Source organism: Shewanella benthica KT99 (genome assembly GCF_000172075.1).
Lineage (GTDB): Bacteria > Pseudomonadota > Gammaproteobacteria > Enterobacterales > Shewanellaceae > Shewanella > Shewanella benthica_A.
In genome coordinates this window covers 12,350-37,404 of the sequence record NZ_ABIC01000020.1, presented here as the reverse complement: position 1 = coordinate 37,404, position 25,055 = coordinate 12,350, and the positions used below count along the sequence as shown (strand labels likewise).

The following is a 25,055-nucleotide window of genomic DNA, read 5'->3' as shown; positions in this document are numbered from 1 at the left end:
TGATAGGTTCACCTGAAAGCTAAAATAAAACCATTACAAGTAAAACAGTAAACAAAAAATGCCAGTCAATATATGACTGGCATTTGGGTGATTGGCAGTTTGGTTACTTTCTTATGCCTGGGCCTAGCACCCAGGTTCACACTGCTAGATCTTAAACTGCTGAATATTAACGGTCGAGTCTTGTGTCCGCGAGGCTTGCGCAGCATAAAGTGTTTTTCCCTTTGCTTTAAACATCAGCCGCACTACGTAAGCTTCTCAGGACTTCTACTTCTGTGTGGCATTGTCTCAAAAGGGAATGGGTATTACATCATAGACTGAAGATAGTTTTGCAGACCGACTCGGCCTATGAGTCCTAGCTGCTTCTCTAACCAATACATATGATCCGATTCAGTCTCCTCTAACAAGACCACTAAGATCTCACGAGTCTGATAATCTTGCTTCTGTTCGCATAAAGCAATGGCCTTACGCAGATTATCGGCGACTTGATACTCGTAATTGAGATCATTTTGCAGCATTTCCTGAGTATTCTTACCAATATTTAACGGCTCACGACTGGCAACGTCGGGAGTGCCCTCGAGAAATAAAATACGCTGCACTAACTTACCAGCATGAACTCTCTCATCATCTGACTCATGGGAGATTCGCGTATGCAGCTCATTTAGCCCCCAGTCTTCATACATTAGACCATGAACGAAGTACTGATCCATTGCCGATAACTCGCCCGTCAGCAGCTGATTGAGTGTATCGATAACCTCTTGGTTGCCTTTCATCTGATAGCCTCTTATTTGTTGATTTTTGACTGCAGGTAATTCTGCGTACCGGTTAATGAGATCAACTCTTGCTGAGATTCGATCCAGTCTAAGTGCTCCTCTTCATCTTCGAGCAGATCTGCGAATAGATCACGACTGACATAGTCTCTCTGGGACTCACAAATCTCGATGGCGATCCTAAGCGCCAAGATTTGCTCCTCAATCATGGTCTTATCACAACTGAGCATCTCTTTGCAGTGCTCACCAATCCTGAGTTTTTGCAGTTGCTGCAGATTTGGTAAGCCTTCGAGAAACAGCACACGCTCAATTAACTTATCGGCATGCTTCATATCCTGGATAGATTTCTTATATGACTTATGATTCAGTTCTTCGAAGCCCCAGTTTTTATGCATGCGAGCATGGAGAAAATACTGATTTATAGCCGTCAGTTCGAAGGTGAGTATGTTATTGAGCTGAGCGAGTACCTGAGGTTGACCTTTCATCTCTGCGTCCCTTAATTATGAAACTTGATCTAAATCAAGTCACAGAGACTATTACAGAAAAGAAATAAATGCAATTATTGTTACTTTTCAATAGTTTAATAATGAAAATCATTCTTGTTTACATTCTTTTAGCGAGTGTCAGTTTTCGAGTGAAATATAAACTAATACCAGACAGGTATAAAAAAAGGCATCTTGAGTTCAAGATACCTTTCAGTTGTGGCTAGATGATGCGGTCTTTGGCGAGTTTTTCACGTCTGTCATCTTCGGCGGCCATTTTAGCTTTACGATTGTCACAAGGATCATCGCAATCGCACGCTTTATCTATCCCTAACCCCCCTAAGCCACCACAACTGCCTGCAACCGCAGTTCGTTTAACAAGATAACCAATAGACATCAACAGAAAAAACAGCAGTAACACAACAAATGTTGCGATAAATGTACTCATCAAATACTCCAAATGGCTGAGGCAATTATATCATCAGATCTCTTATGAAACCTAAGGATAAACTCGAGTTCTGATCTATCGCCTGAAATAGTCTTTAAAGCTTAACCTGCATATTTTAAATATTTACTGATTCACATAAGGTTTAAAAGCATCACTGTAAAATACTTTAAAGCCGCTATCTTTTTTCTCAATCAGCATGATGGCTAAGTTTTCTTGCTTAGCCAAGGCCAGAGACTTCTGTGTGCCTAATACCATCATGGCCGTCGCGTAACCATCGGCCACCATAGACTGCTTATGCAGTACAGTCACAGAAGCTAATCTATGATCGATTGGATAGCCATCTCTGGGATCGATAAGATGAGAGAACTGTCGTCCCTCTTCTTCATAGTAATTACGATAATCACCGGAAGTTGCCATCGCCATATCACCAGGTTCAATCACCTGCTGTACGTCACGCTCACCAATTTCAGGCTGCTCGATAGCGACGCGCCAGGGCGAGCCATCCATCTTATTGCCAAATACACTGAGCTCACCGCCAATTTCAACCAAATAACCTGATACATGATATCTATCGAGTATTACAGCAACGACATCGACGCCATAGCCCTTGGCGATCGATGAAAGGTCCACATATAAATCTGGATTAGTCTTAGTTAACTTATTGCCATCCAGGTGAAGATATTGCATCCCTGTTTTTGCCTTAGCTGCAGCGATCACTGCTGCGGAAGGTATGCTAGTCGGTCGCTTATCGGGTCCAAAACCCCATAGGTTCACTAGAGGACCTAAGGTGATATCTAAGGCGCCGTCCGTCACATCATAGAGATGTATTCCCTCGGCAATAACAAAAGCCGTGTCCAACGACACCGTCACCGTCTGTTCATGATTCATGGTGTTGAAGCGCGACAGCTCAGAGTTAGGTCGATAAGTAGACATCTGATCATTGACCTTCTCTAATGCGAGATCAATTTCAGCCTGAAGTAAGTTGACTTCCGGGATCTGCTCATTGGGTACCACTTTAATGTGATATGTCGTACCCATGGTATTGCCAGAAAGTGAAATTAGTTGTGCAGGTTGACTGCACCCAGAAACAAAAAAGGCTAGCCATACAAGGGCTAACCAGTTTACTAAGGTCTTGTTCATTTTGACCTAAATCCTTATCACTATAAAACTTATGATCTATTCTATGCTTGATTAAAGACAGTGAGGCGGTATTCCTCACTGTCTGTTTCAAGCTCAAATGACAGCTATCTCAAGATTCAAGCATTTAACACCGACTGGCAGCAGATGTGATTAGCCGCCGAAGTCATCCAGAAGGATGTTTTCATCTTCGACACCAAGATCTTTCAGCATACCGATAACGGCCGCGTTCATCATTGGCGGGCCACACATGTAGAATTCACAATCTTCCGGCGCTTCATGGTCACGCAAGTAGCTTTCAAACAGTACATTATGAATGAAGCCAGTCTTGCCTTCCCAGTTATCCTCAGGTTGAGGATCTGACAGTGCAACATGCCAATCGAAGTTTTCGTTTTCAGACGCTAGGCCATCGAAGTCTTCGACATAGAACATTTCACGCTTAGAGCGAGCACCGTACCAGAAACTTATCTTGCGGTCTGTCTTAAGACGCTTAAGCTGATCGAAGATATGAGAGCGCATAGGCGCCATACCCGCACCACCACCGACAAAGATCATCTCGTTGTCAGTTTCTTTAGCGAAGAACTCACCAAACGGACCTGAGATAGTCACCTTATCACCCTCTTTCAAGCTGAAGATGTACGAAGACATCTTACCGCAAGGCAGAGTTAGGTTACGTGGCGGAGGTGTGGCAATACGCACGTTCAACAGGATGATACCCGCCTCTTCAGGATAGTTCGCCATGGAGTATGCACGAATAGTTTCATCTTCTACTTTAGACTCTAGCTTGAAGAAGCCAAAGTGCTCCCAGTCACCACGGTATTGTGCAGGAATTTCGAAATCTGCATATTTAACATGGTGTACAGGCGCTTCAATTTGAATATAACCACCGGCACGGAACGGAACCGATTCGCCGCCAGGTATTTGAAGCTTAAGCTCTTTAATAAAAGTGGCTTTGTTATCGTTAGAGATAACGGTACATTCCCACTTTTTAACACCAAAGATCTCTTCTTCGAGCACGATATCCATATCGGTTTTAACGCTTACCTGACAAGATAAACGACAGCCCTCACGAGCCTCACCTTTGCTGATATGATCCAATTCAGTTGGCAAAATATCACCACCACCTGATTTAATGTGTACTTTACACTGACCACAAGTACCACCACCACCACATGCACTAGAGACGAAAATACCGCTCTCGGCCAATGCACCTAGTAGTTTGCCACCTGCAGGCAGTTTGATGCTTTTCTCAAGATCATCATTGATACTAATTGTAATGTCACCGGTATTTACCAGCTTTGACTTGGCAAACAAGATGATCAGTACCAAACCTAAGACGATAGCAGTAAACATACTCACACCGAGGTAAACCTCGAGTGGAGTAGATTTAAGAATATCCATTAACTTATCCTTAACAGTCCGAAACAGGAACCCAATGGGCCCTGTTTATAGGGACACACCAGAAAACGACATGAAACCAAGCGCCATCAGACCCGCAGTCACGAAGGTGATACCTAAGCCACGCAGCCCATCCGGTACATCAGAGTATTTCATCTTCTCGCGGATACCCGCTAACAAGACGATAGCCAATGCCCAACCGATACCCGAACCGACACCAAACACGAAACTCTCAGTGAGGTCATAGTCACGTTCGACCATAAAAGATACCGCACCAAAAATTGCACAGTTCACTGTGATAAGAGGTAGGAAGATGCCCAGAGCGTTATATAACGGCGGGAAAAACTTATCCAACACCATTTCTAAGATCTGTACTAGCGCCGCGATCACACCGATGAAGGTGATGAACTTCAAGAAGCTCAGATCGGCATCCGGCGCACCGGCCCAATCCAGAGCACCTGGTGCTAAAAGCCCCTGATAGATGATCTGGTTAACGGGTACTGAAATTGCCAGTACCACAATAACCGCAACACCCAGTCCCATAGCAGTAGTCACTTTCTTCGATACAGCCAGGAATGTACACATTCCCAGGAAGAAGGACAGCGCCATGTTCTCAATAAAAATAGAACGAATTAATAGACTTATATAATGTTCCATCGCGCTTACCCTTTTGCTTCTACTTGATCAGGCTTATAAATGCGAATGATCCAGATCATTGCTGCGATCAGGAAGAATGCACTCGGCGGTAGCAATAGCAGACCGTTAGGCTGATACCAACCACCATCAGAAATCTTTGCTAAGATCTCGATACCAAATAGTGAACCATTACCAAATAGCTCACGTATAAAGCCAACACCCAATAAGATCACACCATAACCTAAACCGTTACCAATACCATCCATAAAGCTCATCATAGGTGGTGTCTTCATCGCATAAGCTTCGGCGCGCCCCATCACAATACAGTTAGTAATGATAAGACCAACGAAAACCGACAATTGCTTAGATACGTCATAGGCATAAGCCTGCAGTACCTGATCGACCACGATTACCAAAGAAGCAATGATAGTCATCTGCACGATGATACGCACACTGCTTGGGATGTGATTACGCAGCATAGAGATGAACAAGTTTGAAAATGCCGTTACTGCAGTCAAAGCGATGGTCATCACCAGTGCAGTTTCCATCTTACTGGTTACAGCCAGAGCGCTACATACACCGAGTACTTGCAGAGCAATAGGGTTATTCGCCACTATCGGTCCAGACAGAACCTGCTTTAATTCTTTAGCGTTAGCCATTAGCTCAGTCCTCCTTTACGGACTTTCTCAATAAAATGAGCAAATCCTTCTTCACCCAACCAAAAATCGAGTGAGTTTTGCACACCATTACTGGTCAAGGTTGCACCAGATAGTGCATCGACACCGTGGACAGAAGCCGCAACAACTGGGTTCTTGGTGACCTTAATCGCTAAATCACCTTGTGCGTCATAGAGCTTCTTACCATGCCATTTAGCCATCCAGATAGGATTCTGAACTTCACCACCCAGACCCGGAGTCTCACCCGAACCTGTGAATGAGTAGTAAACCAGACTCTGAATGGTATTCATGTCAGGCTCTATGGCCAGAAATGCATACATGGTAGACCAGAGGCCATAACCCTTAATAGGCAAAATAAGCGTCTTAGGTTCACCTTGTTCATCATTGACGATATAGACAACGGCAGTATTGGCGACACGCTTAACCAAGGCGATATCATGCTTAGGAATGAAGGCATTAGCCGGATCGCGAGACACTTTATCAGCATCGAACAAATCTGCATCACCTTCGACCCATTCACCGGTCTTTAAATCCACAAGCTTAGCCACAACGAACTTCTTGTACTTAAGCTGTACGTCTAGCTTAGAAACAGGTGCAGACTTAGTATCAATAATGCCTGCGGCTTCAAGAATGTACTTTTGCTTATCCAGCAGTTTATTCTCAATCTGAAGTGGCCTTAACAGTACAGCTGCAGTCGATACGAAGACTGAACAGATGAAACATAAGCCAACAACGACAAAGAGGGTTCTGCCAAAGGAATCTTTGTTACTAGCCACGTGCAATCCTCCGCTTGATATTTGCCTGAACGACAAAATGGTCAAATAGTGGAGCAAACAGGTTGGCGAATAAGATAGCCAACATCATGCCTTCAGGGAACGCTGGGTTAATGACACGGATAAACACCGCCATAGCACCAATCAAGATCCCGTAAGCCCATTTTGCCGAGTTAGTGAATGAAGCCGACACAGGATCAGTCGCCATAAACATCATACCGAAAGCAAAACCACCTAAAACTAGGTGCCAGTACCAAGGCATCGCAAACATTGGGTTAGTGTCACTACCGATGAAGTTCAACAGGTAAGAGACGGCAATCATGCCCGCCATCACACCGGCAACGATGCGCCATGATGCTATACGTGCGTATATGATAACCGCGCCACCCAACAAGAGAGCAAGGGTAGACACTTCACCAATAGACCCCGGAATGAAACCTAGGAAAGCATCCCACCAATTCTGGTTTAATCCATATTCTAATGTGCCTTGAGCCGCTTGACTCAAGGCAGTAGCACCTGAGTAACCGTCTGCAGCTACCCAAGAGGTATCACCGGACATGCTAAGCGGATAAGCGAAGAATAGGAAGGCGCGACCAGCCAGTGCGGGGTTAAGGAAGTTACGCCCCGTACCACCGAAGATCTCTTTTGCAACGACCACACCGAAAGTAATACCCAGTGCTACCATCCACAGAGGAATTGTAGCTGGCAGAGTCAATGCAAACAGAATTGAGGTGACGAAGAAACCTTCGTTAATCTCATGACCGCGTACCGATGCAAACAAGACTTCCCAGATACCACCAACGGCGAATGTTACCGCATAGATAGGCAAGAAGAAACAGGCGCCATACCACATAAGGGCGGGCCATCCTGAACTTGCATTAAGCTCAGTACCAAATATGCCGAACAAGCTAACCTGCCAAACATCTGGTGTAGAGAAACCAGCAGCTATCGCGTCTTGAGCTTGCAGGCCTACGTTAAACATACCAACAAACATGGCAGGAAACACACAGGCCCACACCAAGATCATCATACGCTTCAGGTCTAAATTATCACGCACATGGGTTGCACCCTTGTTAACGTGACCCGGAGTATACAGACCCGTATATATTGCTTCGAAAAGTGCATAGCCCTTCTCGAGTTTACCGCCCTTCTCAAAATGCGGCTCAATTTTATCGAAAAACTGTTTCAAACCCATTAGCCTTCCCTCACGATCGTATCTAGACAGTCACGTAGGTAGGTCGCATAGTCATACTTACCCGGACATACGACAGTACACAATGCCAAATCTTCTTCATCCAATTCCAAGGCGCCCAAGGTAACGGCACCATCGTTATCGCCTGACACTAAGTCACGCAATAACATAGTCGGAAGAATATCCAGAGGCATCACACGCTCATAGTTACCGATTGGCACCATAGCTCTGTCAGAACCACCGGTACTCGTCGTCATATTAAACAGACGTGAAGGTGATAGATGACCTAAGAAAGAACGAGTGATAGAAAACTTATCACTGCCAGGCATAGCCCAACCGATAAATTCCTGCTCTCTGCCTTCTTCAAGCATAGATACCTGCAGATGGAAACGCCCCAGATAAGCGTGAGGCCCAATCGCAGTTCTTCCGCTCAAAACTGAGCCAGATACGACACGAACATCACCTTCTAAGGTTTCATTTGCAGTTAATTCTGTAAAAGAAGCACCGAGTTGAGTACGAACTAATCTTGGCTTACTCGCCTTAGGACCCGCTATGGCTACCACACGTTGAGTGTTTAATTCACCGGTAGTAAATAGCTGACCAATAGCGATGACATCTTGGTAACCCACATGCCAAACCGTTCTGTTAACCGATGCGGGTAGTAGGAAGTGTATATGTGTACCGACCAGACCCGCAGGATGTTTACCTGCAAACTCCTCGACTTGAGCATTGGCGGCTGGAATATCGGCTCCAGGCGCTTTACACACAAATACTTTACCTTGAGTCAATCTTGACAGAACCTTAAGTCCATTCTCAAAATCAGCTTTTTGCGTACCGATAACCACTTCAGGGTCTGCTGCAAGAGGTTGAGTATCTATCGCGGTAACGAAGATGCCGGCAGCTGTAGAATCTACTGCTGGGGCTTTACTGAAAGGACGAGTTCTCAATGCTGTCCACAACCCTGATTCAATAAGGTTGTCTCTAACTAGCTGCGAATCCAACGACGCTAATTCTGCTGCACCATATTTAGCAAAGGAGACACTCTCTTCCCCTTCAATATCTATGACGACTGATTGCAGAACGCGTTGTGCGCCCCGGTTAACTTCTGAAATTGTGCCACTGGCTAAAGCCGTATATTTAACACCAAGGTTCTTTTTATCTTCAAAGATAACCTGACCTTTTTTAACTTTATCACCCACTTTGATTTTCATCGTGGGGCGTAAGCCAATATACTCTTCACCCAAAGTAGCTACACGTTTGATGGCTGGGCCATCATGGACTACTTGCTCTGGCCCGCCTGCTATAGGTAGGTCCAATCCTTTCTTTATTGTAATCATATCCACAAGCACTACGTTATGAAGGAAAGATAATGCGCCGCGTTCCTGCTTAGTGCGACAGGTTTAAAACAAAGCCCACCTCGATGAGCTAGCGCAGACTTATCACGAAAATGCGATCGCAATCACGCTGTTCGCGCGCATTTTACAGTAAATATCACGCTATCGCCATGAAAAATGTGGGTGTTTTAATAGGATTGTGAATTTTTAAATTCGGCTTTAGCTCGCATTTTAGTGAATTATTTTGATTCAGCGCCTACTAATTCTAATAAGCCCTTTACCTAGCAAGGATATTGTCTTTGTCAAACTGTCAAATGAAGCCTAATTAATATTTATTTTACCAAAGCTTAGCGCATTCTAACCGCTTATTATTTGAGCGCCCATAATGAGATTTGCGAGCTGACATTAGCCCGAAAAAGTAATTTCAGGCATAAAATAAGCGGCTAATCCGCTTATTTTATGCCTGTTCCTGAATCATAAACCTTTCAAAATATCATCACTGAGCTTTAGCTCGTCATTCTTGTTAACGCTTATCCCCGCAGCTATTATCGACCGAGCGATACCCTTGGCCTGATCCAGAGAGTGCATGTCATAAGTGCCACATTGGTATTCATTAAGCTCAGGGATCTCAGATTGTTCGGCGACTTTGAGTACATCATTCATCGCCGCTAACCAAGCCTCGGCCACTTCCGCCTCGCCAGGCGTACCAATCAGGCTCATATAGAAGCCGGTACGACAGCCCATGGGAGAGATGTCGATGATTTCAACAGCATCGCCATTGAGGTGATCACGCATAAACCCGGCATAAAGATGCTCTAAGGTATGTATGCCCCGCTCACTCAAGATGTCTTGGTTCGGTACACAAAAACGCAGATCGAATACTGTGATGGAATCACCGCTAGGCGTCTTCATGGTTTTCGCTACACGAACCGCAGGGGCATGCATGCGAGTATGATCGACGGTAAAGCTATCTAATAATGGCATCTCTACTCTCCAAATTTGTAGGGCATGGGTAAGGCTTAATAACTCTGATGCTGCTGAAATAAAGCTACTGCCTTAACCTACTATAAGCATCTTCCGAAATCAGGTGGTATTTTCTTACCCCGACTCGATACTCCATATAAGCATCATAGACTTTTTTCATGGTTTCATCTTGTTCAGACTGCTCTTTGATTACCAGCTTAGAGACCTTAGCGAGCTCTTTCATCACTTCATCCGGAACTACCGCGAGTGTCATCAATACACTAAACAGGGTACACCAGCTCACCCCTCTGCCAATAAGCTAGGTTATCTTCTTTAGTTGATTCATCCCATCTCAACATCAAAAACACACTTAACATATTGATAATAGAATTATTGCGATAGATAAACAAAAGCTTGTGCTGAAATAAAGGTAAGCGATAAGCGGTAAGCGATAAGCGGTAAGCGATAAGCGGTAAGCGATAAGCGGTAAGCGATAAGCGGTAAGCGATAAGCGGTAAGCGATAAGCGGTAAGCGGTAAGCGATAAGCGGTAAGCGGTAAGCGATAAGCGGTAAGCGATAAGCGATAAGCGGTAAGCGATAAGCGGTAAGCGGTAAGCGGTAAGCGGTAAGCGATAAGCGGTAAGCGATAAGCCTTGCGGGACTCATTCTAATCAGAGTCCCAAATTAAGCTTCTAGGCATTATTGTCTAGGGCTTCTAGCCTTTACAATTTGGAGAGTCGGGGACATTTGACTCTACAAGCCACTCTTCGGCAGTGAACGTGTGTATAGATAAGGCATGTAAGCCATTAGCGAACTCATCGGCTAACGCCTCATTGACCGATCTATGCCTGCCAAGTAGGCGTTTACCCTCGAAAGCCGCACTGGTAATAATGACCTTAAAATGTGACTCTGAATTCGGAGGCACATGGTGATTGTCACTCTCGTTGATCACTTCCAGGTGACTAGGCGACAGGGCCGCGGTGAGTTTTTCGGTAATGAGTTGCTCTACTGACATAGGGATATTCTCAAACAAGCAAAATGCGATGGCGGCAGGTTAATACCTTAGCCACAAAAGATCAATCTTTGCCACACTCTCCTAGCCTTATATTAACGACAACTTTATACAGATTGATATGAGACAATAAAAATCCAGTCGAGTGGCAGGTATTATCAGTCAAGACAATCAGGCACTCTCGTCAAAAACAATCAAGGATTCTAGCCAAAATAATCTGCTATGACTCGCCTAAAGGTATAATTAATCCTAGGTTCGGTGGCTTTCAGGCGCTTAGGTAAGGCATGCTCCCACCTGTCTTGCATCGGCCAATGCATAATCAAGAGATCACCCGATTGCAACGCAAAGGTTTGCTTCTCATGAGTGACTTTATCTCTGATGATAAAGTCTCGAGTCGCACCCAGCGTAATAGAAGCGATATCACTGCCCACTGAAAATTCCGGCTCATTATCACAATGCCAGCCCATAGACTCCTTACCATCGACATAGCGGTTAACCAAGACGCCGTTGGATTCTAGACTAAAGTCCCGTTTGAGTTTTTGCCTCAGTCTGTCGGCATATTTAGGCCAGGGAAGCGCCTTGACCAGCAAGCCCGAATACTTGGTATCGCAGCCCGTATCTCCAAACCAGACTTGAGATCTGGGTATGCGATGTCGCTTACCATAGACTTCGATTTCGGGAGACTCGAATGGATAGCCCTGAACCTCTCTGAGTAAGGCCATCTGCTGAGCTGGTGTGAGATAGCCTTTGACCCAAGTTAACGGAAGCTCTGATCGTCTGTCCAGTAGCGGCTCCGATTCAACTTCTGTTTTAGCTTTAGCTTCAGAGTTAGAGTCAGAGCCAAGGAGTCTATTTAAGTCTAAACTTTGTTGTTGCATCACTTATTATAAACCTAAAGCGGTTAATGGAACATTCGACTCGCTATTAGCTAATATCAAGAGTTGTCGACAGTTATCGACCATATATACCTCAACCGCTAAATCTGCGATAATGCGCGCCCTCATTTTATTGGTACAGTTTGACTTATGACAACTCAATTTTCAGTAGCAGATATCGAACTTGATTTACATCGTTATCCGAGTGAACAGGAATCTAACCTACAGGCATGGGATGCTGCAGATGAACACCTGATCAAGCATCTGACTGAAATTGAGCAGACTGCTGTCACCACGGCTATCATCAATGATAATTTCGGCGCACTAACGGCGAGCCTTCTCTCTATCGACAGTCAGTGGCCACTTCTATTAGAAACTGACGCCAAAACCAGCCAGTTAGGTACCCTGCAAAACTTAGCCAAGAATAAACTCAGTAGCGAGAATATTCAGTGGATTAATAGTCGTGAAGCACTACCAAGTTCAGTTGAACTGGTATTGATGAAGCTGCCCAAGAATCTGACTTATTTCGCTCACCAGCTTAACCGACTATCGCAGATCTTACCTCAGGGAACTCAGGTACTCATCGGCGCCAAAGCAAAATCGATCAACAAGTCACTACTTGAAGTGTTTGCCAAAAATTTAGGCCCGGCAAGTGCCAGCCTTACCTGGAAGAAAACCCGAGTAATAACCTGCGTCAGTGATGGCAAGGTTCGCTCCCTTCCCCAAGGTGTCAATTGGTCGATTCCTGAGTTAAAGCTAGAGATCAGTAACCTGAGTAATGTGTTCGCCGCCAACAAACTGGATATCGGCGCCCATATCATGCTGGATAACATGCCTAAGGGTGAGTTCACCTCTATCATAGATCTGGGTTGTGGCAATGGCGTACTGGGCCTACATGCTAAGCAAGTCTTTCCCAAAGCCTATATTCATTTTATCGATGACTCTGAGATGGCTGTCGAGTCGGCAAGACAAAACTGGGCCCTCAATAACTTAGACACTGAAGGTTTAGTGGGCGAGCAAGCCACCTTCGGCTGGGATGACTGTTTAACTCACTTAAACGAAGGCGTGCGCCCAGATTTGATTCTGTGTAACCCCCCTTTCCATCAAGGCGAAGCCATAACCGACCATATCGCCTGGCAGATGTTTCTTCAATCTTGGCGCGCACTGAAAAATGGCGGCATATTGCATGTAGTAGGTAACCGTCATCTGGCTTATCACGTCAAACTGCAACGCATCTTTAAAAACTGCACCACTGTGGAGTCCAACGGCAAGTTTGTTATCTTGCAGGCACAGAAGATCAGCAAGAAAGCCGAGACACATGAAGATGAACACATAGAGCCGAGCAGTACTGCAGTTGATAGTTCTCAACCGAGCGAGCCACACCCACAGAGTGGGCTTTATGGTGGAAAGCGTTAACCACCTGTCGGATAACAAATCCTAGCCACTTGTCCGATAACAAGTGGTTAAGTATCTTTTTGGTTGGGTTCATTGGGCTGAATTGGTATTTGGATTTGTGCTAAATACCATAACTTCATTTTATCTATAGCCTGCGGCGGTGCCGTGCAGGATGTACCAATGTCGGGCTCACATGGATGTGAATGAACGACCTTAAGTGCAAACACTTCTGTGACACGGCGCCCTATCTATTTAGGGAATGGGTCTCTATAGCCTATGCCGTTTCAAACAACGTCCATGTTTAACGGCCAGTTCGGCAAAATATGTCCATATACAAATGCCAGTTCAGCTTCCATGCTTCTCGTTCATGAGCTTATGGCTTTGCCATATTCACCCTGCCTCTCGTTCGAAGAGTATCACTTCGCGATACCTCACCCTGTCACGGAAGGTCACAGCCGCGTTCACACCAGATTATTTATTTCTTCGATTGAAGGTTTACCAAAATTCCTTCACTCGTTTTTGGACAGAAACGGCTTAGATCATTGAGTCGAATAAGCCTGACATTGATTAGAAAAAGTATCTTAGTTTATCTAAAACCCCTAATTCGCTCTGACCCCTTTATCTTCTAGGTTTAGTCGGATTTGCTCGGCTGCGCCTCATATCTATGCCAAATATGTTGGTTATCCTTAGGACGTCAGTAATAGCGCCTATGAATCTCGCAATTCTCGACGTAAGATCTTCCCAACATTTGATTTTGGCAATTCATCTCTAAATTCGATTATCCTTGGGTTTTATAACCGGTAAGATATTTTCTACAATGTTTTTTTATTTCATCAACGGTCACATTACCTTTGCGTACAATAAATAATTTAACTTTTTCTCCTGTGGCGTCATCAGGAATGCCAATGGCCGCAGCTTCGATGATGTGAGGGTGAAGTGTTGCAACTTCTTCAATTTCAGTTGAAAAAACATTAAATCCCGAAACTAGAATCATATCTTTTTTACGGTCTTCAATATAAAAAAGCCCATCGTCATCCATTCTTCCTATATCGCCAGAGCTTAACCAACCTCCTGCATGCATTACAGTATTGGTTTCGGCTTCTTGTTGCCAATAGCCTTTCATCACTTGGGGCCCTCTAATTTGAATTTCACCAATTTGGTTGGGACCTAAAGGTTCATTTTTATCATTAACGATACGGAGTTCAGTGCTGGGTAAAGGGACACCAATTGAAGAAATAAATGATTGTTGTTGATGAGTACCTGCAGCGACCACTGGGGAACATTCAGTTAAGCCATAACCTTCTATGACAGACATTCCAGTGAGCTCTTGCCAACGATCAGCAATATGTTTCTGCGTCGGCATTCCACCTGCAATAGTAAAACGAGCGTGACTAAAATCTAATTCTTGAAAACCAGCATGATTGCTGCTGGAATCAAGCAATAAATCCCTCCTAACTTTCTATCATTTTGGGTCTAAAACGAGTTACAAAAGGCAAGTAATAAAGCTCAAGTCGAACAATGATTATTCTTGTAAATTAGCGAGTATAGATGTGGCTGCGAGCTTCCCAAAAGGGACTTTTTGGCAAAGCCTACAGGGATTAGGATGATAAGTCATGCAGGTGTAAATTAGCAGGGTTCGAAACTAGCGTTACCTTTTGTATTGATTAAATAAATTGTGGCGTGTGAATTTCGCATAAGACTTAAATGTGTATTTATAAGGTGTCTTGTTGCGGCAGGTTTTGAGGAGAGCCATTGAGTCGTTTCTCAATGGCTTGACTTCTATTCATCAACGACGAGGGTGCCACGGTTTATACTTGTCCATTATTTCTACAGCAGCTCTAAGGGTTATCGGTTTACATAAATATCCATCAGCCCCTAACTGCTGGGCTAATTTTATATCCGGCATCCCGGTTAGTGCGGTTATAATTATTACAGGAGTATTTAGTGTTAACAGGTTATGTTTAAAGCGTTTTAAAATTTGATAACCATTTATTTCGGACATCATGACATCTAAAAAAATAATATCTGGTCGGAGTAAATTTGACATAGCGATGACATCATTACCAGAATTTACCGTCGTAACATGGTAGTCATCGGCTAAAATAGCCAGTAATTGGCTTGAGCAAACGGGATCGTCATCTACAATGAGTACGCGAACTTTTTCCATCCCCCCCCCTTTGACAACAGAGCTAAAGAGCTGACTTTATCAATTTGCATCCTTTCTTTTGCATTCAGTCTAGACTTGCAAATCAAGCCTGTTTTTTCTTCGCTCTATTAATCGTCTTGTATAGTAACTCAGCATCATACTTTGACGCTTCCTGCGCTCTATTCTCTGCCGACGTTCTACTATAAAAACTTTAGCAATTTCAACAGTATCTAATATAAAACCTTTAAAATAATTCATATTCGTTTTATGACTAAAATTACAAATTAATAAACTTTCGAAATATCGCAATTAACACTCTGTAAAGTATAGTGCAATTGGGCCATTGCTGTATTTACTCCTTGCATAACCCCTTGGAGCAAGTATTCGAGAGTGACCCTACTCTGGTGGAGAGAAAAGTAACCTTGCCCTTTGCTTTAGCGTTAGTCCCGGTGAAAATGCTTCGCTGAACATAGACCTCCATTCACTGAAAGTGACAATGAGCGGATTGAAGCTGTTAATGGGTTTAGTGATGCCATACTCCACCGTCTCCCCTCTTTGACATAAGTACCAAACATGCGATCCCAGATGATCAACACGCCAGCATAGTTCTTATCTATATATTGAGGATTACGGCCATGATGCACCCTATGATGTGACGGGGTATTGAATATCCACTCGATTGGACCTAAGGTTTTGACCGCCTGAGTATGAACGAAAAACTGTAGCCCCAAGTTGAGCAATACCACGAATACCACCCATTTTGGATCGAAGCCAACCACCACTAACGGCAGCCAGAATACCCACATTCCCGCTAAGGGGTACATCAGAGATTGTCTGAATGCGGTACTGAAATTCATACTTTCCGAACTGTGATGAGCTACATGGGCAGCCCACATCCAACGTATCCTGTGGCTGCCACGATGGAACCAGTAGTAACAAAAATCTTGGGCTATCATGAGTAACACAAAGTTGATGGCATTCATCTCGATATCAAATAAGCGCCAAGCAAAAAACATCAGATAGAGTTTAGCGATTAGCAGACCCGTTAAAATGTCTGCCCCTTGATGCATTCCGGCCAGACCGAAATTACACAAGACCTCGGGGAGATGATATCGGGCGCGATGGGGTAATTTCTTCCGCCTATCACCCAGATACCATTCCAGCAAGATGCAGATAAAGAAGATAGGTGCCAGCATGATAAGCAGCATCTCAGGGTGAGCGATCAGTGTACTAAATTCCATCAGACTTCCTTGCTGTTATTTTTTCTAAAACTGATTGTTATTACTGTTGGTGAAAACAGCAGCAAATTAAATCAGCACCTCTGCATCCAAGTGCTAGTGCACTCATTGATGATACTTAAGCTAAACTCGGCTCTACCAGCGGGCAAAATGGTCTTCGGTGAGGCCCATGACATTGTGCAAGGTATGCTTGTTGCCTAAGTTATCTATGATCTGGCCAGAATAGTGGCCAACATACTGCCTGAAGTTACTCTTTAACAGCCAGAGGTTTAGTTTCTCTGAGCGACAATTTTTGGGCTGAAAACTCAGATCTATTTGACCATTATCGGAATAGATACGCCAACTCGCTGCGGGCTTAGATTCAGCACTGCCAGCATCTCGGGTAAACTCGAAATGTACCGGACCTAGCAGGTGCCGCTCGCCATTGATCCAAAATACATTTTCACTGGCACCGGTCTCATTCACACCCGCGGCGAGGTTTAAGCCTATGATCCCATCTGGTGTATGGGCATTGATGCTCGCCCAACGCCAGCTCGTCTCTCGACGCATATATCCGGCGGAAAAATCGTATCCCGCTAATGCCTGGTTGAGTGGTTGATACTCATCGTGAATGGTCAGGTTTCCCTTAGGCTTTAAGCCATTATGTTTCTGGGTATAGGTCCAGCCACTGTATCCCGTCGGGGTACAGAGTGAGATGGGCAGACTCAAGGGAGGTGATTCGAGTTCAAGTTCGGCCTCGATAGACTCAGTTGAGATAGCCAGATGCCACACACCCTCGCGCAAGTTAAACTCAATGCTGCCTTTTTTGCTGCTGATCTTAGCGCTGCCCGTCAGTGGAGAAGGCTCCATCTGATAGCCCACACCCGGAGGTTTGAGCCAAGATGTTTCCGTTATTTGATTCTGATTGATGTCGTAGAGATAGCAAAAAGCACTGCCGACATAGCGAATATCGGCGATGGCGACACCTATGATGTATCTAGGTGTCACCAGACTAACAAATTGAAACTGTTTGAAATGAAAGTGCTTCTTCAAGGATGAAACTGGCTTATCCATCTCATTGAAATAGGCGAACTTGTCTAGTGCTAAGTCCGCTACTGACCCATCAAAATAACCAAAAATAGGCTTACCTTGATCATCCATGAGTTCCTTCGGTGCCGCCATTGTTGATATTTTATTAGCTTGCCAAGCGGAGCTAGTCTGCGCTAATCCCATTAAATACATCCTGTATAGAATTTGAACTTTTACTCTAACCTGATGGGATTCGAGATTAAAGTCAAATCTTAGATTCATTTAGACTTAGCAAGTAGACTAGCTGTGGAAACCAAAATCATTTCTGGTATGCTGACACCACCTAGTTTTTGATAATACTCAAATAAGAAAATCAGCACATGAAACGTCTCATTTTATTGTTCACCGCATCCGTTTTACTCTCGGCCTGTGCCAACCAAACTCCGAGTCATATCGCCTTGAATCCACAAGTACCTGATGTTCAAAAACAAACTAATTCTCATCAGACACTTGCCATCGAGACAATAGATACTCGTTCGGCCAATTTCATCGTGAGATTTAACAATGGTGACGATGCGGCCAAACTAGTCAGTCCTTCAGAGGCCCCAAGAAAGCAGATTGATCGTGTCTTTCGTGAAGGATTTACCCAAGCGGGTTATCAAATAGATCCAAGCTCGGTCAAGCGTATGCAGATACAGTTAGAGCAGCTGCTCACCGATGTGACTGAATCGACCTTCGGTTTCGAGGCCAAGAGCAATATCATCATTAATGTTATCGTCAAAAATAGTAACCAGGAGTTGACCAAGCGTTACTCGGCTCGGGGCAGATTATCGGGCCCCTTTAGTGCAGATTTTGCCACTTTAGAGCTTGAGATGAATAAATTACTCGGCCAACTCAGCGGCGAGATACTCAACGACCCTGAGCTCAATCAATTTATCCAACAATAATCTGCGCTAAGCCAGTTGCAGAATAATTTTGAACTAAACAGAGAAGCCCTATGTTCCGTAGAATAAGCACATTATTGATGCTCGGCTTGAGCATGAGTCTAAGCTCCATGGCCTTAGCCATAGATATTCAACCTAATACTCTTTACCCTCAAGTTGAGCTCGACACCAGCATGGGAAAAATTGTGGTGGAACTGGACAGAACTAGAGCCCCTATCACAGTGGATAACTTTCTCACTTATGTGGTTAAGGGTCATTACAACAACACCCTGTTCCATCGTGTCATCGCCAACTTTGTGGTTCAAGGCGGTGGACTCGACCTTAAACAGGAAGAGAAGCCCTATGATGCCCCTATCGTTAACGAATCGGGTAATGGGTTATCCAACAGCTTCGGCACTATCGCCATGGCAAGGGATAATGATCCTCACTCGGCCACCAGCCAATTCTATTTCAATGTTGCAGATAATGATCGCTTAGACCCGTCATCGAGACGTTGGGGCTATGCCGTCTTTGGTGAAGTCACCCAAGGTGAAGAGGTGCTTGTTGCAATGGCTGCCGTGGCGACAGAGCACAACAATAAGTTAGACTGGCCTGACTTTCCTGTTGAAGACATCATTTTAAAGAAAGCGACGCTGTTACCTCGAAAATAGCGCCTAAATAGATATTAAAACTTAATCAGCATCGAAATAAGTAACTAAAAAATAGCCAAAAATGAATTTAATTCAAAAACGTTCAATATTTTTCACAAATATTGTTCAAGATTTAATTTTTAGTCCTATACTGATTACGTTGTAATAAGGAGGCGATTTGATGACCCCAACTGAGTTCATCGATAATAAAGCGCCCCAGCTGGCCCAATATGGAAAAGCGTTTCTGAGTGATCAGCTCGATTTTAATGAGGTCCAGTTATATCTATGGGACACCCTAGAAGAGTGGCAACAGTTCAATCATCAGGGTGACGCGCAGTCAGATACGGAGAGAGTGTTCTGGCATCTACTGCATGCTTTTGACAAATGGCCCGATTGGATGATCCGCGGCAATCAATACCTGCGTAAGCAAATTGATGAATGTTGTGATTATCTTAATCTTGGTGGCCAAGTGCCAAATAACTGCATTGGTATCAGACCTAACTCCTAACGCTCTTTATCTTTATTCTAAGAGCAGAACAAACGTAAACCCAAAGCCTGGACCTTAACGTTTGGGCTTTTTTTGTGCCGACTTAAGCTAGTCATTTGAACTATTTGGTATTAAGCTAGGTCGATTAGTATCTCTTAAGTCTCCCTATGTCATCTTCAGTCTCTTCCATGCTTGACCAAGTCAAAGACGCTTTCTCAATTTACTGCCACAAACGTGTCTTAGTCCTGCTTTTGCTCGGTTTTTCCGCCGGCCTACCCTTGATGTTGGTGTTCTCGACACTGTCATTCTGGTTAAGAGAGTCCGGCATAGACAGAACAACCATCGGATATTTCAGCTGGATTGCCCTCGCCTACGGATTCAAGTGGGCCTGGTCCCCCTTAGTAGACAGACTCTCTCTGCCCATCTTCACCAGGCTACTCGGTCGCAGACGAGGCTGGATGCTATTTGCTCAAATACTCTTGGTGGGAGCCATTTTAGGCATGTCTTGCAGTGATCCAGTCAAAGATCTTGAGAGGCTGGCACTGTTTGCCCTCATGGTCGCCTTTGCCTCCGCCACCCAAGATATCGTCATCGATGCCTTTAGAATCGAATCTGCACCAGAGAAGATGCAGGCCGCTCTCGCGGCGGCATATCAAGTGGGCTATCGCAGTGCGATGATCATTGCCACCGCGGGCGCATTGACCATTGCAGCTTGGGTCACCCCAGGTAACGATGAATACAACCTATTGTCCTGGCAGATGGCTTATATGATCATGGCTGGCCTAATGTCCGTCGGCATTCTGACCACACTATTTTGTAAAGAGCCTGACGTAGAGGTTAAGCAGGCCAACGAGCAAGAGCTGCTCATCATGCAAGAGTTGAAGCAACGCTACCCTAAGGTTATCGCCAATACCTTATCTTGGCTATACACGGCCAGCGTGTTGCCATTTATGGATTTTTTCAAGCGCTATGGGCGCAACGCCATACTGATCTTATTGCTGATATCCTGTTACCGCATCTCAGATATCGTCATGGGGATCATGGCAAATGTATTCTATGTTGATATGGGCTTCACTAAGACCGAGATAGCGACAATCAGTAAAGTTTATGGCCTGATCATGACGCTAGTCGGTGCTGGGTTTGGCGGTTTATTGATCGTCAGATATGGCACCATGAAGATACTCTTCATCGGCGCCTTGTTGGTGGCTGTGACTAACCTACTCTTCGCCTGGCAAGCTGTAATAGGCTATAACGTGCCATTTTTAACCTTAGCAATTTCCATCGATAATTTCAGTGCAGGCATTGCCACTGCAGCCTTCATCGCCTATCTATCCAGCTTAACGAGCACGGGATACAGTGCGACTCAATACGCCCTGCTCTCATCCATCATGTTACTTTTCCCTAAGTTCATCGCCGGATTCTCCGGAGTCTATGTCGATAGCTTCGGTTATGTGAACTTCTTCATTGCCGCCAGCCTTATCGGCTTTCCTGTTCTACTGCTGGTGTTTATTGTCGATAAACGTACTCGCCATGACGAGCTGAATAAGATTAATGACGGCATGACAGACGCATCAAATGAAGCTTCGGTGACTAAGACTTAGCCTTGGCTGTTGCTATTTCACTTTCATCTAAAAATAAAAAAGACGCTTAATATGCTGTTCTTTAAGCGTCTTTTATCTTAATTTTTTCGAAGAAAAAATTAATCTCGGAAGTTATTAAACTGAAATGGTTGACCTAAGTCTGCTTCGCGAGCCAACGCCATCACGGCCTGCAGATCGTCACGCTTCTTACCCGTGACACGAACCGAATCACCTTGAATTGAAGATTGAACTTTAATCTTACTGTCTTTTATCATCTTCACTAACTTCTTAGCAATTAAAGTTTCGATGCCTTCTTTGAATTTAACTTTCAATGAGAAGGTTTTTCCGCTGTGAACCGCTTTATCATCGACATCCATAGATGCCGGATCAACGTTACGCTTACTCATCTGCATGCGCAAAATATCGATCAATTGTTGGCACTGAAAGTCATCTTCAGCAGATAGCGTCACGATATGATCTTTATATTCGATGCTCGCTTCTTTGCCGCGAAAGTCGAAACGACTCTTAAGTTCACGTACCGAGTTATCGACCGCATTACGTAGTTCAACTTCGTCGACTTCAGAAACTATATCCATTGATGGCATTTCGAGTATCCTGTTAGCATATTTTAGTGGCACTAGTTTACCGTATTTAGGTTATATAATCAGGCTGACTCCTTTCATCGGCATATTAATTCTGCTTAATAACCCCTAGAAACGATAGTTTAATAGTGACAAGGGCTCGCCATTTTTTTATGATAAAAAAAACCACCAGACACATAAGAAATTTTGATCTCTAAACGACATATTTTTAGGCTTATCTTGGTCATAGCATTGATAGTCATCAGTTACCTGGTATTTTCCAGGCCGCATTATCCTCAGCTTTTTGCAAATATGGATAAAGTAGGCCATCTTGGTAGCTTCTTCTGCTTATCTCTACTGACATATTTAGCATTTAAGCCCAAGTGGTATCTGCTTACAGCGACGCTGTCGATTTATGCCGTCTTCATTGAACTCGTTCAGGCAAGGCTACCCTATCGCAGCGCATCAGTAGCCGACTTTATCGCCGACATGGCAGGTATTGCTCTCTTCTACTTCTGCCTTTGGAGTTATCGGCGTTACTTTCGTGCCACTAAGATCACCGAATCCCCTTAACCTGGAAAATAGCTAATCTAGCGTAATCGCTAGTCTTTAATTAGCGCTAATCATGGCCCTAAACTCGGCAAGGACACTTATGTATAATCCATCGATTGCCATCCTTGGCGCTGGCGCCATCGGACAGTTGATTTATCATCAGCTGGTAAATGCCCAACTCTCCCCCTATTTTATTACCCGGGGCAAGACCCAAGAGAAACAAGTGCTCACCCTGACCCATTTAGACGGTCAAGAGACACAGTCCACAGCGGCACTCCATTGTATAACGTCCTCAGGCACACATGAAAGTAAGTGCCTACTACCAGGCAAGACTCAGTTACTCATCGTCTGTGTAAAGTCCTATCAGGTCAAAGATGCATTAAAAGCAGTCATATCACAGCTTCCGCTAAGCTGTCATATACTGCTGCTTCACAACGGCTTAGGTCCTCATCTTGAGGTTGAGCCTTTGCTCCAAGGCAGAGGTTTGAGTTTAGCAACGACCTCTCAGGGCGCATTCAGACAAGGCACTTGGCGGCTCAAACAAACTGGCACAGGAATCACCCAGATAGGCCACTTCAGTGGTCCACTGATGCCATCGGCTCTGAAGCAGATACTGCTGGGGGCAATTCCCAGCAGTGAGTGGTGCGAGCCCATTTTGCCGTTTCTGTGGCAGAAACTGGCTATCAATGCGGCAATAAACCCGCTTACAGCAATAGAAGACTGTCCGAATGGAGCCCTAGCAGCACCTCAATACGAGCAAGAGATCTGCGATATAGTCACTGAACTGGTGGACGTTGCTATGGCCACTGGGGTTGAATTGAACGAGTTAGCACTCACCAACCGAGTGTACAGTGTTATCGAACTCACCAGCGCTAACTTCTCTTCGATGCATCAAGATGTAGCGAATAAACGTCGAACTGAGATAGACAGTATCAACGGTTACATAGTCGAAAGAGCCAAGGAACATGGGTTAACTGCCAAGGTCAACCTTTCACTGCTAAACCGCATAAAAGCAATCGAAGCTAACTACCTAGTTTGATCCTATTCTTCGACCAATTATTTTCCTACAGAGCAACTGAAAACGACTATCGAAAGGCAGTAATTCATTTTTAAGTCTACTATTAGGTCATCGAGCAGTAGACTGAAAACAATGGATTAGTTTATGCAAAGAGAGCAATGGAACTCGCGAGTTGGCTTTATTCTCGCCGCCGTGGGCTCCGCCATCGGTCTGGGGAATATCTGGCGATTCCCCTATATGGCCTATGAAAATGGCGGTGGTGCATTCTTTATCCCCTACCTGTTTGCCATGATATCTGCCGGTATCCCCTTTATGATCATGGAGTTTAGCCTGGGCCATAAGCTAAGAGGCGCAGCCCCTAAGGTCTTTGCCAAGCTAGGGCAGAGTTATGGACTAAGACTAGAGTGGTTAGGTTGGTTTCAGGTTTTTATCGCCGCCATTATCGCCATCTATTATGTTGCCATCATAGGCTGGGCGATATCATTTCTCGGTTTTTCGTTCACCCAGAGTTGGGGGGCCGATACCAATGCCTTCTTCTTCAAAGAGTATTTACAGTTAGAAGACAACTCACCCACCAGGCTAGGTCAGTTTCAGTTGCATATCGCGATCCCCATGGCCATTGCCTGGTCTATTACCTCGCTTGCCATCTTCACCGGGGTCAGAGGCGGAATAGAGCGAGCCAGCAAGATCATGATGCCGTTACTTTTCATCATGGTGCTGACCCTTATTGGACGCATTATCATGCTACCCGGAGCTCTGGAAGGCTTAAATTATCTGTTTGAACCAGATTTCAGTAGAATTTTCGATGCTAAGGTCTGGTCCGCCGCCTACGGACAGATATTTTTCACTCTCAGCGTCGGCTTTGCCATCATGCTGGCTTATTCTAGCTACTTACCTGAGAAATCAGACATAAGCAACAATGCCTTCATGACAGTGTTAATTAATTGTGGCTTCTCAATCATGTCGGGGATCATGATTTTTGCTGTCTTGGGTTATATGGCACAGGAGCAAGGCAAGGAACTGACCGAGGTCGTTTCCTCTGGCGTGGGACTCGCCTTCGTCACCATTCCGGCTGCCATCAATTTACTCCCCCTCCCTTACATATTTGGGCCACTCTTCTTTCTCGCATTAGTGGTTGCCGGGTTAAGCTCCCACATATCTATCATCGAAGCAGTCACATCGGCAGTGATGGACAAGCTAAACCTGGCCCGTAAAAAGGCTACATTATTGGTCTGCGGTACTGGCTTCCTCGCCTCAATGGCTTTTGCAACCAACGGCGGTTTACTGCTTCTCGACCTTGTAGATTACTTTATTAATAATGTTGCCCTGCTCTTTAGCTGTTTTGTCGAACTCATCATACTTGCCTGGTTGTTTAAAATTGCCGACATCAGGGATTATGCCAATCGCTTATCTGAGTTTACTTTGGGTAGATGGTTCGACTTGTGTTTACGCTTTGTCAGCCCCGCCATGCTCGCCATCATCTTAGTGAAAAACCTGATCAATACCGTCACCGATGGTTATGGTGGCTACCCAATCGAAGATCAACTTATCTTGGGCTGGGGGCTAATCGCTACCATGCTGGTGATCTCATTAATCATTAACCTGTTCACATCTGACAAGGAGGACGTTTTATGACAACTGGCGCCATTATCATGATGACTTTAGCCCTGTGCATTACTTGGGGCGGTGCCGCCTTGTGCATAGCCATCGCAATGAAAAAGAAGAAAAAACCAAAAAGTTAACCGCTATTTTTACTTCAACATGCCAGTCTCTTAGCCCTTA

The 25,055-nt window shown here is 44.7% G+C and carries 28 protein-coding genes and 1 pseudogene; 9 read left to right on the top strand and 20 right to left on the bottom strand.

Annotated features, from left to right (window positions below; genetic code table 11):
* Positions 1-302: 302 nt before the first annotated feature.
* The 15 genes from bfr (KT99_RS10935) to KT99_RS10870 form a co-directional block, all read right to left on the bottom strand.
* Positions 303-770: a bacterioferritin gene (gene bfr, locus KT99_RS10935; RefSeq protein ID WP_005499961.1), complete on the bottom strand. Its 468-nt coding sequence runs from the start codon at positions 768-770 to the stop codon at positions 303-305.
* A gap of 11 nt (positions 771-781) precedes the next feature.
* The gene (bfr, locus tag KT99_RS10930) at positions 782-1,252 is read right to left on the bottom strand and encodes a bacterioferritin (RefSeq protein ID WP_005499955.1); all 471 of its coding nucleotides are present in this window, start codon (positions 1,250-1,252) and stop codon (positions 782-784) included.
* A gap of 220 nt (positions 1,253-1,472) precedes the next feature.
* Positions 1,473-1,697, bottom strand: coding sequence for a (Na+)-NQR maturation NqrM (nqrM, locus tag KT99_RS10925; protein ID WP_005499953.1), 225 nt, complete (start codon positions 1,695-1,697; stop codon positions 1,473-1,475).
* A 123-nt stretch (positions 1,698-1,820) separates the two neighbouring features.
* On the bottom strand, positions 1,821-2,837 hold the full coding sequence (locus tag KT99_RS10920; protein ID WP_005499952.1) for an FAD:protein FMN transferase: 1,017 nt from the start codon (positions 2,835-2,837) through the stop codon (positions 1,821-1,823).
* Positions 2,838-2,987: 150 nt separating this feature from the next.
* Positions 2,988-4,235: an NADH:ubiquinone reductase (Na(+)-transporting) subunit F gene (gene nqrF, locus KT99_RS10915; protein ID WP_005499950.1), complete on the bottom strand. Its 1,248-nt coding sequence runs from the start codon at positions 4,233-4,235 to the stop codon at positions 2,988-2,990.
* Between the two features lie 45 nt (positions 4,236-4,280).
* Positions 4,281-4,889, bottom strand: a complete 609-nt coding sequence (gene nqrE / locus KT99_RS10910) for an NADH:ubiquinone reductase (Na(+)-transporting) subunit E (protein WP_005499948.1) — start codon at positions 4,887-4,889, stop codon at positions 4,281-4,283.
* Positions 4,890-4,894: 5 nt separating this feature from the next.
* Entirely contained in the window at positions 4,895-5,527 is a 633-nt protein-coding gene (locus tag KT99_RS10905; protein WP_005499947.1) for an NADH:ubiquinone reductase (Na(+)-transporting) subunit D, read from the bottom strand.
* The gene (locus tag KT99_RS10900) at positions 5,527-6,321 is read right to left on the bottom strand and encodes a Na(+)-translocating NADH-quinone reductase subunit C (RefSeq protein ID WP_005499946.1); all 795 of its coding nucleotides are present in this window, start codon (positions 6,319-6,321) and stop codon (positions 5,527-5,529) included. Before KT99_RS10900 ends, KT99_RS10905 begins: the two co-directional genes overlap by 1 nt.
* Positions 6,314-7,513, bottom strand: a complete 1,200-nt coding sequence (locus KT99_RS10895) for an NADH:ubiquinone reductase (Na(+)-transporting) subunit B (protein WP_005499944.1) — start codon at positions 7,511-7,513, stop codon at positions 6,314-6,316. The genes KT99_RS10900 and KT99_RS10895 overlap by 8 nt, the downstream gene beginning before the upstream one ends.
* On the bottom strand, positions 7,513-8,847 hold the full coding sequence (locus KT99_RS10890) for a Na(+)-translocating NADH-quinone reductase subunit A (protein ID WP_005499942.1): 1,335 nt from the start codon (positions 8,845-8,847) through the stop codon (positions 7,513-7,515). Before KT99_RS10890 ends, KT99_RS10895 begins: the two co-directional genes overlap by 1 nt.
* Positions 8,848-9,318: 471 nt before the next feature.
* On the bottom strand, positions 9,319-9,828 hold the full coding sequence (luxS, locus tag KT99_RS10885; RefSeq protein ID WP_005499940.1) for an S-ribosylhomocysteine lyase: 510 nt from the start codon (positions 9,826-9,828) through the stop codon (positions 9,319-9,321).
* 64 nt (positions 9,829-9,892) lie between these two features.
* Entirely contained in the window at positions 9,893-10,081 is a 189-nt protein-coding gene (locus KT99_RS10880) for a hypothetical protein (RefSeq protein WP_005499938.1), read from the bottom strand.
* A 96-nt stretch (positions 10,082-10,177) separates the two neighbouring features.
* The gene (locus KT99_RS20805; RefSeq protein WP_157752200.1) at positions 10,178-10,474 is read right to left on the bottom strand and encodes a hypothetical protein; all 297 of its coding nucleotides are present in this window, start codon (positions 10,472-10,474) and stop codon (positions 10,178-10,180) included.
* Between the two features lie 49 nt (positions 10,475-10,523).
* The gene (locus KT99_RS10875) at positions 10,524-10,823 is read right to left on the bottom strand and encodes a BolA family protein (RefSeq protein ID WP_005499936.1); all 300 of its coding nucleotides are present in this window, start codon (positions 10,821-10,823) and stop codon (positions 10,524-10,526) included.
* 200 nt (positions 10,824-11,023) lie between these two features.
* On the bottom strand, positions 11,024-11,698 hold the full coding sequence (locus tag KT99_RS10870; RefSeq protein WP_005499934.1) for an alpha-ketoglutarate-dependent dioxygenase AlkB family protein: 675 nt from the start codon (positions 11,696-11,698) through the stop codon (positions 11,024-11,026).
* 147 nt (positions 11,699-11,845) lie between these two features.
* Between KT99_RS10870 and KT99_RS10865 the strand changes: the two genes are divergently transcribed.
* A complete protein-coding gene (locus KT99_RS10865) occupies positions 11,846-13,111 on the top strand; it encodes a methyltransferase (RefSeq protein ID WP_005499932.1) in 1,266 nt (421 codons plus the stop codon).
* A gap of 757 nt (positions 13,112-13,868) precedes the next feature.
* Here KT99_RS10865 and KT99_RS10860 read toward each other — a convergent pair.
* From KT99_RS10860 to KT99_RS10845, 4 genes and pseudogenes are all read right to left on the bottom strand, one after another.
* Entirely contained in the window at positions 13,869-14,531 is a 663-nt protein-coding gene (locus KT99_RS10860; protein ID WP_005499930.1) for an AMP-binding protein, read from the bottom strand.
* 345 nt (positions 14,532-14,876) lie between these two features.
* Positions 14,877-15,257, bottom strand: coding sequence for a response regulator (locus tag KT99_RS10855; RefSeq protein ID WP_005499928.1), 381 nt, complete (start codon positions 15,255-15,257; stop codon positions 14,877-14,879).
* 375 nt (positions 15,258-15,632) lie between these two features.
* Positions 15,633-16,477: pseudogene (locus KT99_RS10850) on the bottom strand (sterol desaturase family protein).
* Positions 16,478-16,609: 132 nt separating this feature from the next.
* Positions 16,610-17,686 (bottom strand): DUF2804 domain-containing protein, encoded by a 1,077-nt coding sequence (locus KT99_RS10845; RefSeq protein ID WP_005499926.1) that lies wholly within the window; start codon positions 17,684-17,686, stop codon positions 16,610-16,612.
* Between the two features lie 176 nt (positions 17,687-17,862).
* Between KT99_RS10845 and KT99_RS10840 the strand changes: the two genes are divergently transcribed.
* From KT99_RS10840 to KT99_RS10825, 4 genes are all read left to right on the top strand, one after another.
* Entirely contained in the window at positions 17,863-18,429 is a 567-nt protein-coding gene (locus KT99_RS10840) for a YajG family lipoprotein (RefSeq protein WP_005499925.1), read from the top strand.
* A 50-nt stretch (positions 18,430-18,479) separates the two neighbouring features.
* On the top strand, positions 18,480-19,076 hold the full coding sequence (locus KT99_RS10835; protein WP_040571878.1) for a peptidylprolyl isomerase: 597 nt from the start codon (positions 18,480-18,482) through the stop codon (positions 19,074-19,076).
* A gap of 160 nt (positions 19,077-19,236) precedes the next feature.
* Positions 19,237-19,563 (top strand): hypothetical protein, encoded by a 327-nt coding sequence (locus KT99_RS10830; RefSeq protein WP_005499923.1) that lies wholly within the window; start codon positions 19,237-19,239, stop codon positions 19,561-19,563.
* A gap of 146 nt (positions 19,564-19,709) precedes the next feature.
* Complete coding sequence (locus KT99_RS10825) at positions 19,710-21,143, top strand: AmpG family muropeptide MFS transporter (RefSeq protein ID WP_040571877.1); 1,434 nt, start codon at positions 19,710-19,712, stop codon at positions 21,141-21,143.
* Between the two features lie 98 nt (positions 21,144-21,241).
* Here KT99_RS10825 and KT99_RS10820 read toward each other — a convergent pair whose 3' ends face one another.
* Positions 21,242-21,727 (bottom strand): YajQ family cyclic di-GMP-binding protein, encoded by a 486-nt coding sequence (locus KT99_RS10820; protein WP_005499920.1) that lies wholly within the window; start codon positions 21,725-21,727, stop codon positions 21,242-21,244.
* A 183-nt stretch (positions 21,728-21,910) separates the two neighbouring features.
* Here KT99_RS10820 and KT99_RS10815 point away from each other — a divergent pair, with 183 nt between their 5' ends.
* The 4 genes from KT99_RS10815 (at position 21,911) to KT99_RS20800 (ending at position 25,015) form a co-directional block, all read left to right on the top strand.
* Complete coding sequence (locus KT99_RS10815) at positions 21,911-22,276, top strand: VanZ family protein (protein ID WP_040571876.1); 366 nt, start codon at positions 21,911-21,913, stop codon at positions 22,274-22,276.
* 79 nt (positions 22,277-22,355) lie between these two features.
* Positions 22,356-23,294 (top strand): ketopantoate reductase family protein, encoded by a 939-nt coding sequence (locus KT99_RS10810; protein ID WP_005499912.1) that lies wholly within the window; start codon positions 22,356-22,358, stop codon positions 23,292-23,294.
* Between the two features lie 123 nt (positions 23,295-23,417).
* Positions 23,418-24,908 carry a sodium-dependent transporter gene (locus KT99_RS10805; protein WP_005499909.1) on the top strand — a complete coding sequence of 497 codons (1,491 nt, stop codon included), beginning with the start codon at positions 23,418-23,420 and terminating at the stop codon, positions 24,906-24,908.
* The gene (locus tag KT99_RS20800) at positions 24,905-25,015 is read left to right on the top strand and encodes a methionine/alanine import family NSS transporter small subunit (protein ID WP_005499908.1); all 111 of its coding nucleotides are present in this window, start codon (positions 24,905-24,907) and stop codon (positions 25,013-25,015) included. Before KT99_RS10805 ends, KT99_RS20800 begins: the two co-directional genes overlap by 4 nt.
* The last annotated feature ends 40 nt before the right edge of the window (positions 25,016-25,055 follow it).

What these genes read in the sequence shown, in the direction of transcription:
- luxS (WP_005499940.1), bottom strand. Translation starts at nt 9,828, where the DNA reads ATGCCATTATTAGATAGCTTTACCGTCGATCATACTCGCATGCATGCC.
- KT99_RS10905 (WP_005499947.1), bottom strand. Translation starts at nt 5,527, where the DNA reads ATGGCTAACGCTAAAGAATTAAAGCAGGTTCTGTCTGGACCGATAGTG.
- bfr (WP_005499955.1), bottom strand. Translation starts at nt 1,252, where the DNA reads ATGAAAGGTCAACCTCAGGTACTCGCTCAGCTCAATAACATACTCACC.
- nqrF (WP_005499950.1), bottom strand. Translation starts at nt 4,235, where the DNA reads ATGGATATTCTTAAATCTACTCCACTCGAGGTTTACCTCGGTGTGAGT.
- KT99_RS10875 (WP_005499936.1), bottom strand. Translation starts at nt 10,823, where the DNA reads ATGTCAGTAGAGCAACTCATTACCGAAAAACTCACCGCGGCCCTGTCG.
- KT99_RS10835 (WP_040571878.1), top strand. Translation starts at nt 18,480, where the DNA reads ATGTTCCGTAGAATAAGCACATTATTGATGCTCGGCTTGAGCATGAGT.
- KT99_RS20800 (WP_005499908.1), top strand. Translation starts at nt 24,905, where the DNA reads ATGACAACTGGCGCCATTATCATGATGACTTTAGCCCTGTGCATTACT.
- KT99_RS10865 (WP_005499932.1), top strand. Translation starts at nt 11,846, where the DNA reads ATGACAACTCAATTTTCAGTAGCAGATATCGAACTTGATTTACATCGT.
- KT99_RS10870 (WP_005499934.1), bottom strand. Translation starts at nt 11,698, where the DNA reads ATGCAACAACAAAGTTTAGACTTAAATAGACTCCTTGGCTCTGACTCT.
- nqrE (WP_005499948.1), bottom strand. Translation starts at nt 4,889, where the DNA reads ATGGAACATTATATAAGTCTATTAATTCGTTCTATTTTTATTGAGAAC.
- KT99_RS10880 (WP_005499938.1), bottom strand. Translation starts at nt 10,081, where the DNA reads ATGACACTCGCGGTAGTTCCGGATGAAGTGATGAAAGAGCTCGCTAAG.
- KT99_RS10810 (WP_005499912.1), top strand. Translation starts at nt 22,356, where the DNA reads ATGTATAATCCATCGATTGCCATCCTTGGCGCTGGCGCCATCGGACAG.
- KT99_RS10840 (WP_005499925.1), top strand. Translation starts at nt 17,863, where the DNA reads ATGAAACGTCTCATTTTATTGTTCACCGCATCCGTTTTACTCTCGGCC.
- KT99_RS10825 (WP_040571877.1), top strand. Translation starts at nt 19,710, where the DNA reads ATGTCATCTTCAGTCTCTTCCATGCTTGACCAAGTCAAAGACGCTTTC.
- KT99_RS10920 (WP_005499952.1), bottom strand. Translation starts at nt 2,837, where the DNA reads ATGAACAAGACCTTAGTAAACTGGTTAGCCCTTGTATGGCTAGCCTTT.
- KT99_RS10845 (WP_005499926.1), bottom strand. Translation starts at nt 17,686, where the DNA reads ATGGGATTAGCGCAGACTAGCTCCGCTTGGCAAGCTAATAAAATATCA.
- KT99_RS10805 (WP_005499909.1), top strand. Translation starts at nt 23,418, where the DNA reads ATGCAAAGAGAGCAATGGAACTCGCGAGTTGGCTTTATTCTCGCCGCC.
- nqrM (WP_005499953.1), bottom strand. Translation starts at nt 1,697, where the DNA reads ATGAGTACATTTATCGCAACATTTGTTGTGTTACTGCTGTTTTTTCTG.
- KT99_RS20805 (WP_157752200.1), bottom strand. Translation starts at nt 10,474, where the DNA reads ATGAGTCCCGCAAGGCTTATCGCTTACCGCTTATCGCTTACCGCTTAC.
- KT99_RS10890 (WP_005499942.1), bottom strand. Translation starts at nt 8,847, where the DNA reads ATGATTACAATAAAGAAAGGATTGGACCTACCTATAGCAGGCGGGCCA.
- KT99_RS10855 (WP_005499928.1), bottom strand. Translation starts at nt 15,257, where the DNA reads ATGGAAAAAGTTCGCGTACTCATTGTAGATGACGATCCCGTTTGCTCA.
- KT99_RS10830 (WP_005499923.1), top strand. Translation starts at nt 19,237, where the DNA reads ATGACCCCAACTGAGTTCATCGATAATAAAGCGCCCCAGCTGGCCCAA.
- KT99_RS10820 (WP_005499920.1), bottom strand. Translation starts at nt 21,727, where the DNA reads ATGCCATCAATGGATATAGTTTCTGAAGTCGACGAAGTTGAACTACGT.
- KT99_RS10895 (WP_005499944.1), bottom strand. Translation starts at nt 7,513, where the DNA reads ATGGGTTTGAAACAGTTTTTCGATAAAATTGAGCCGCATTTTGAGAAG.
- bfr (WP_005499961.1), bottom strand. Translation starts at nt 770, where the DNA reads ATGAAAGGCAACCAAGAGGTTATCGATACACTCAATCAGCTGCTGACG.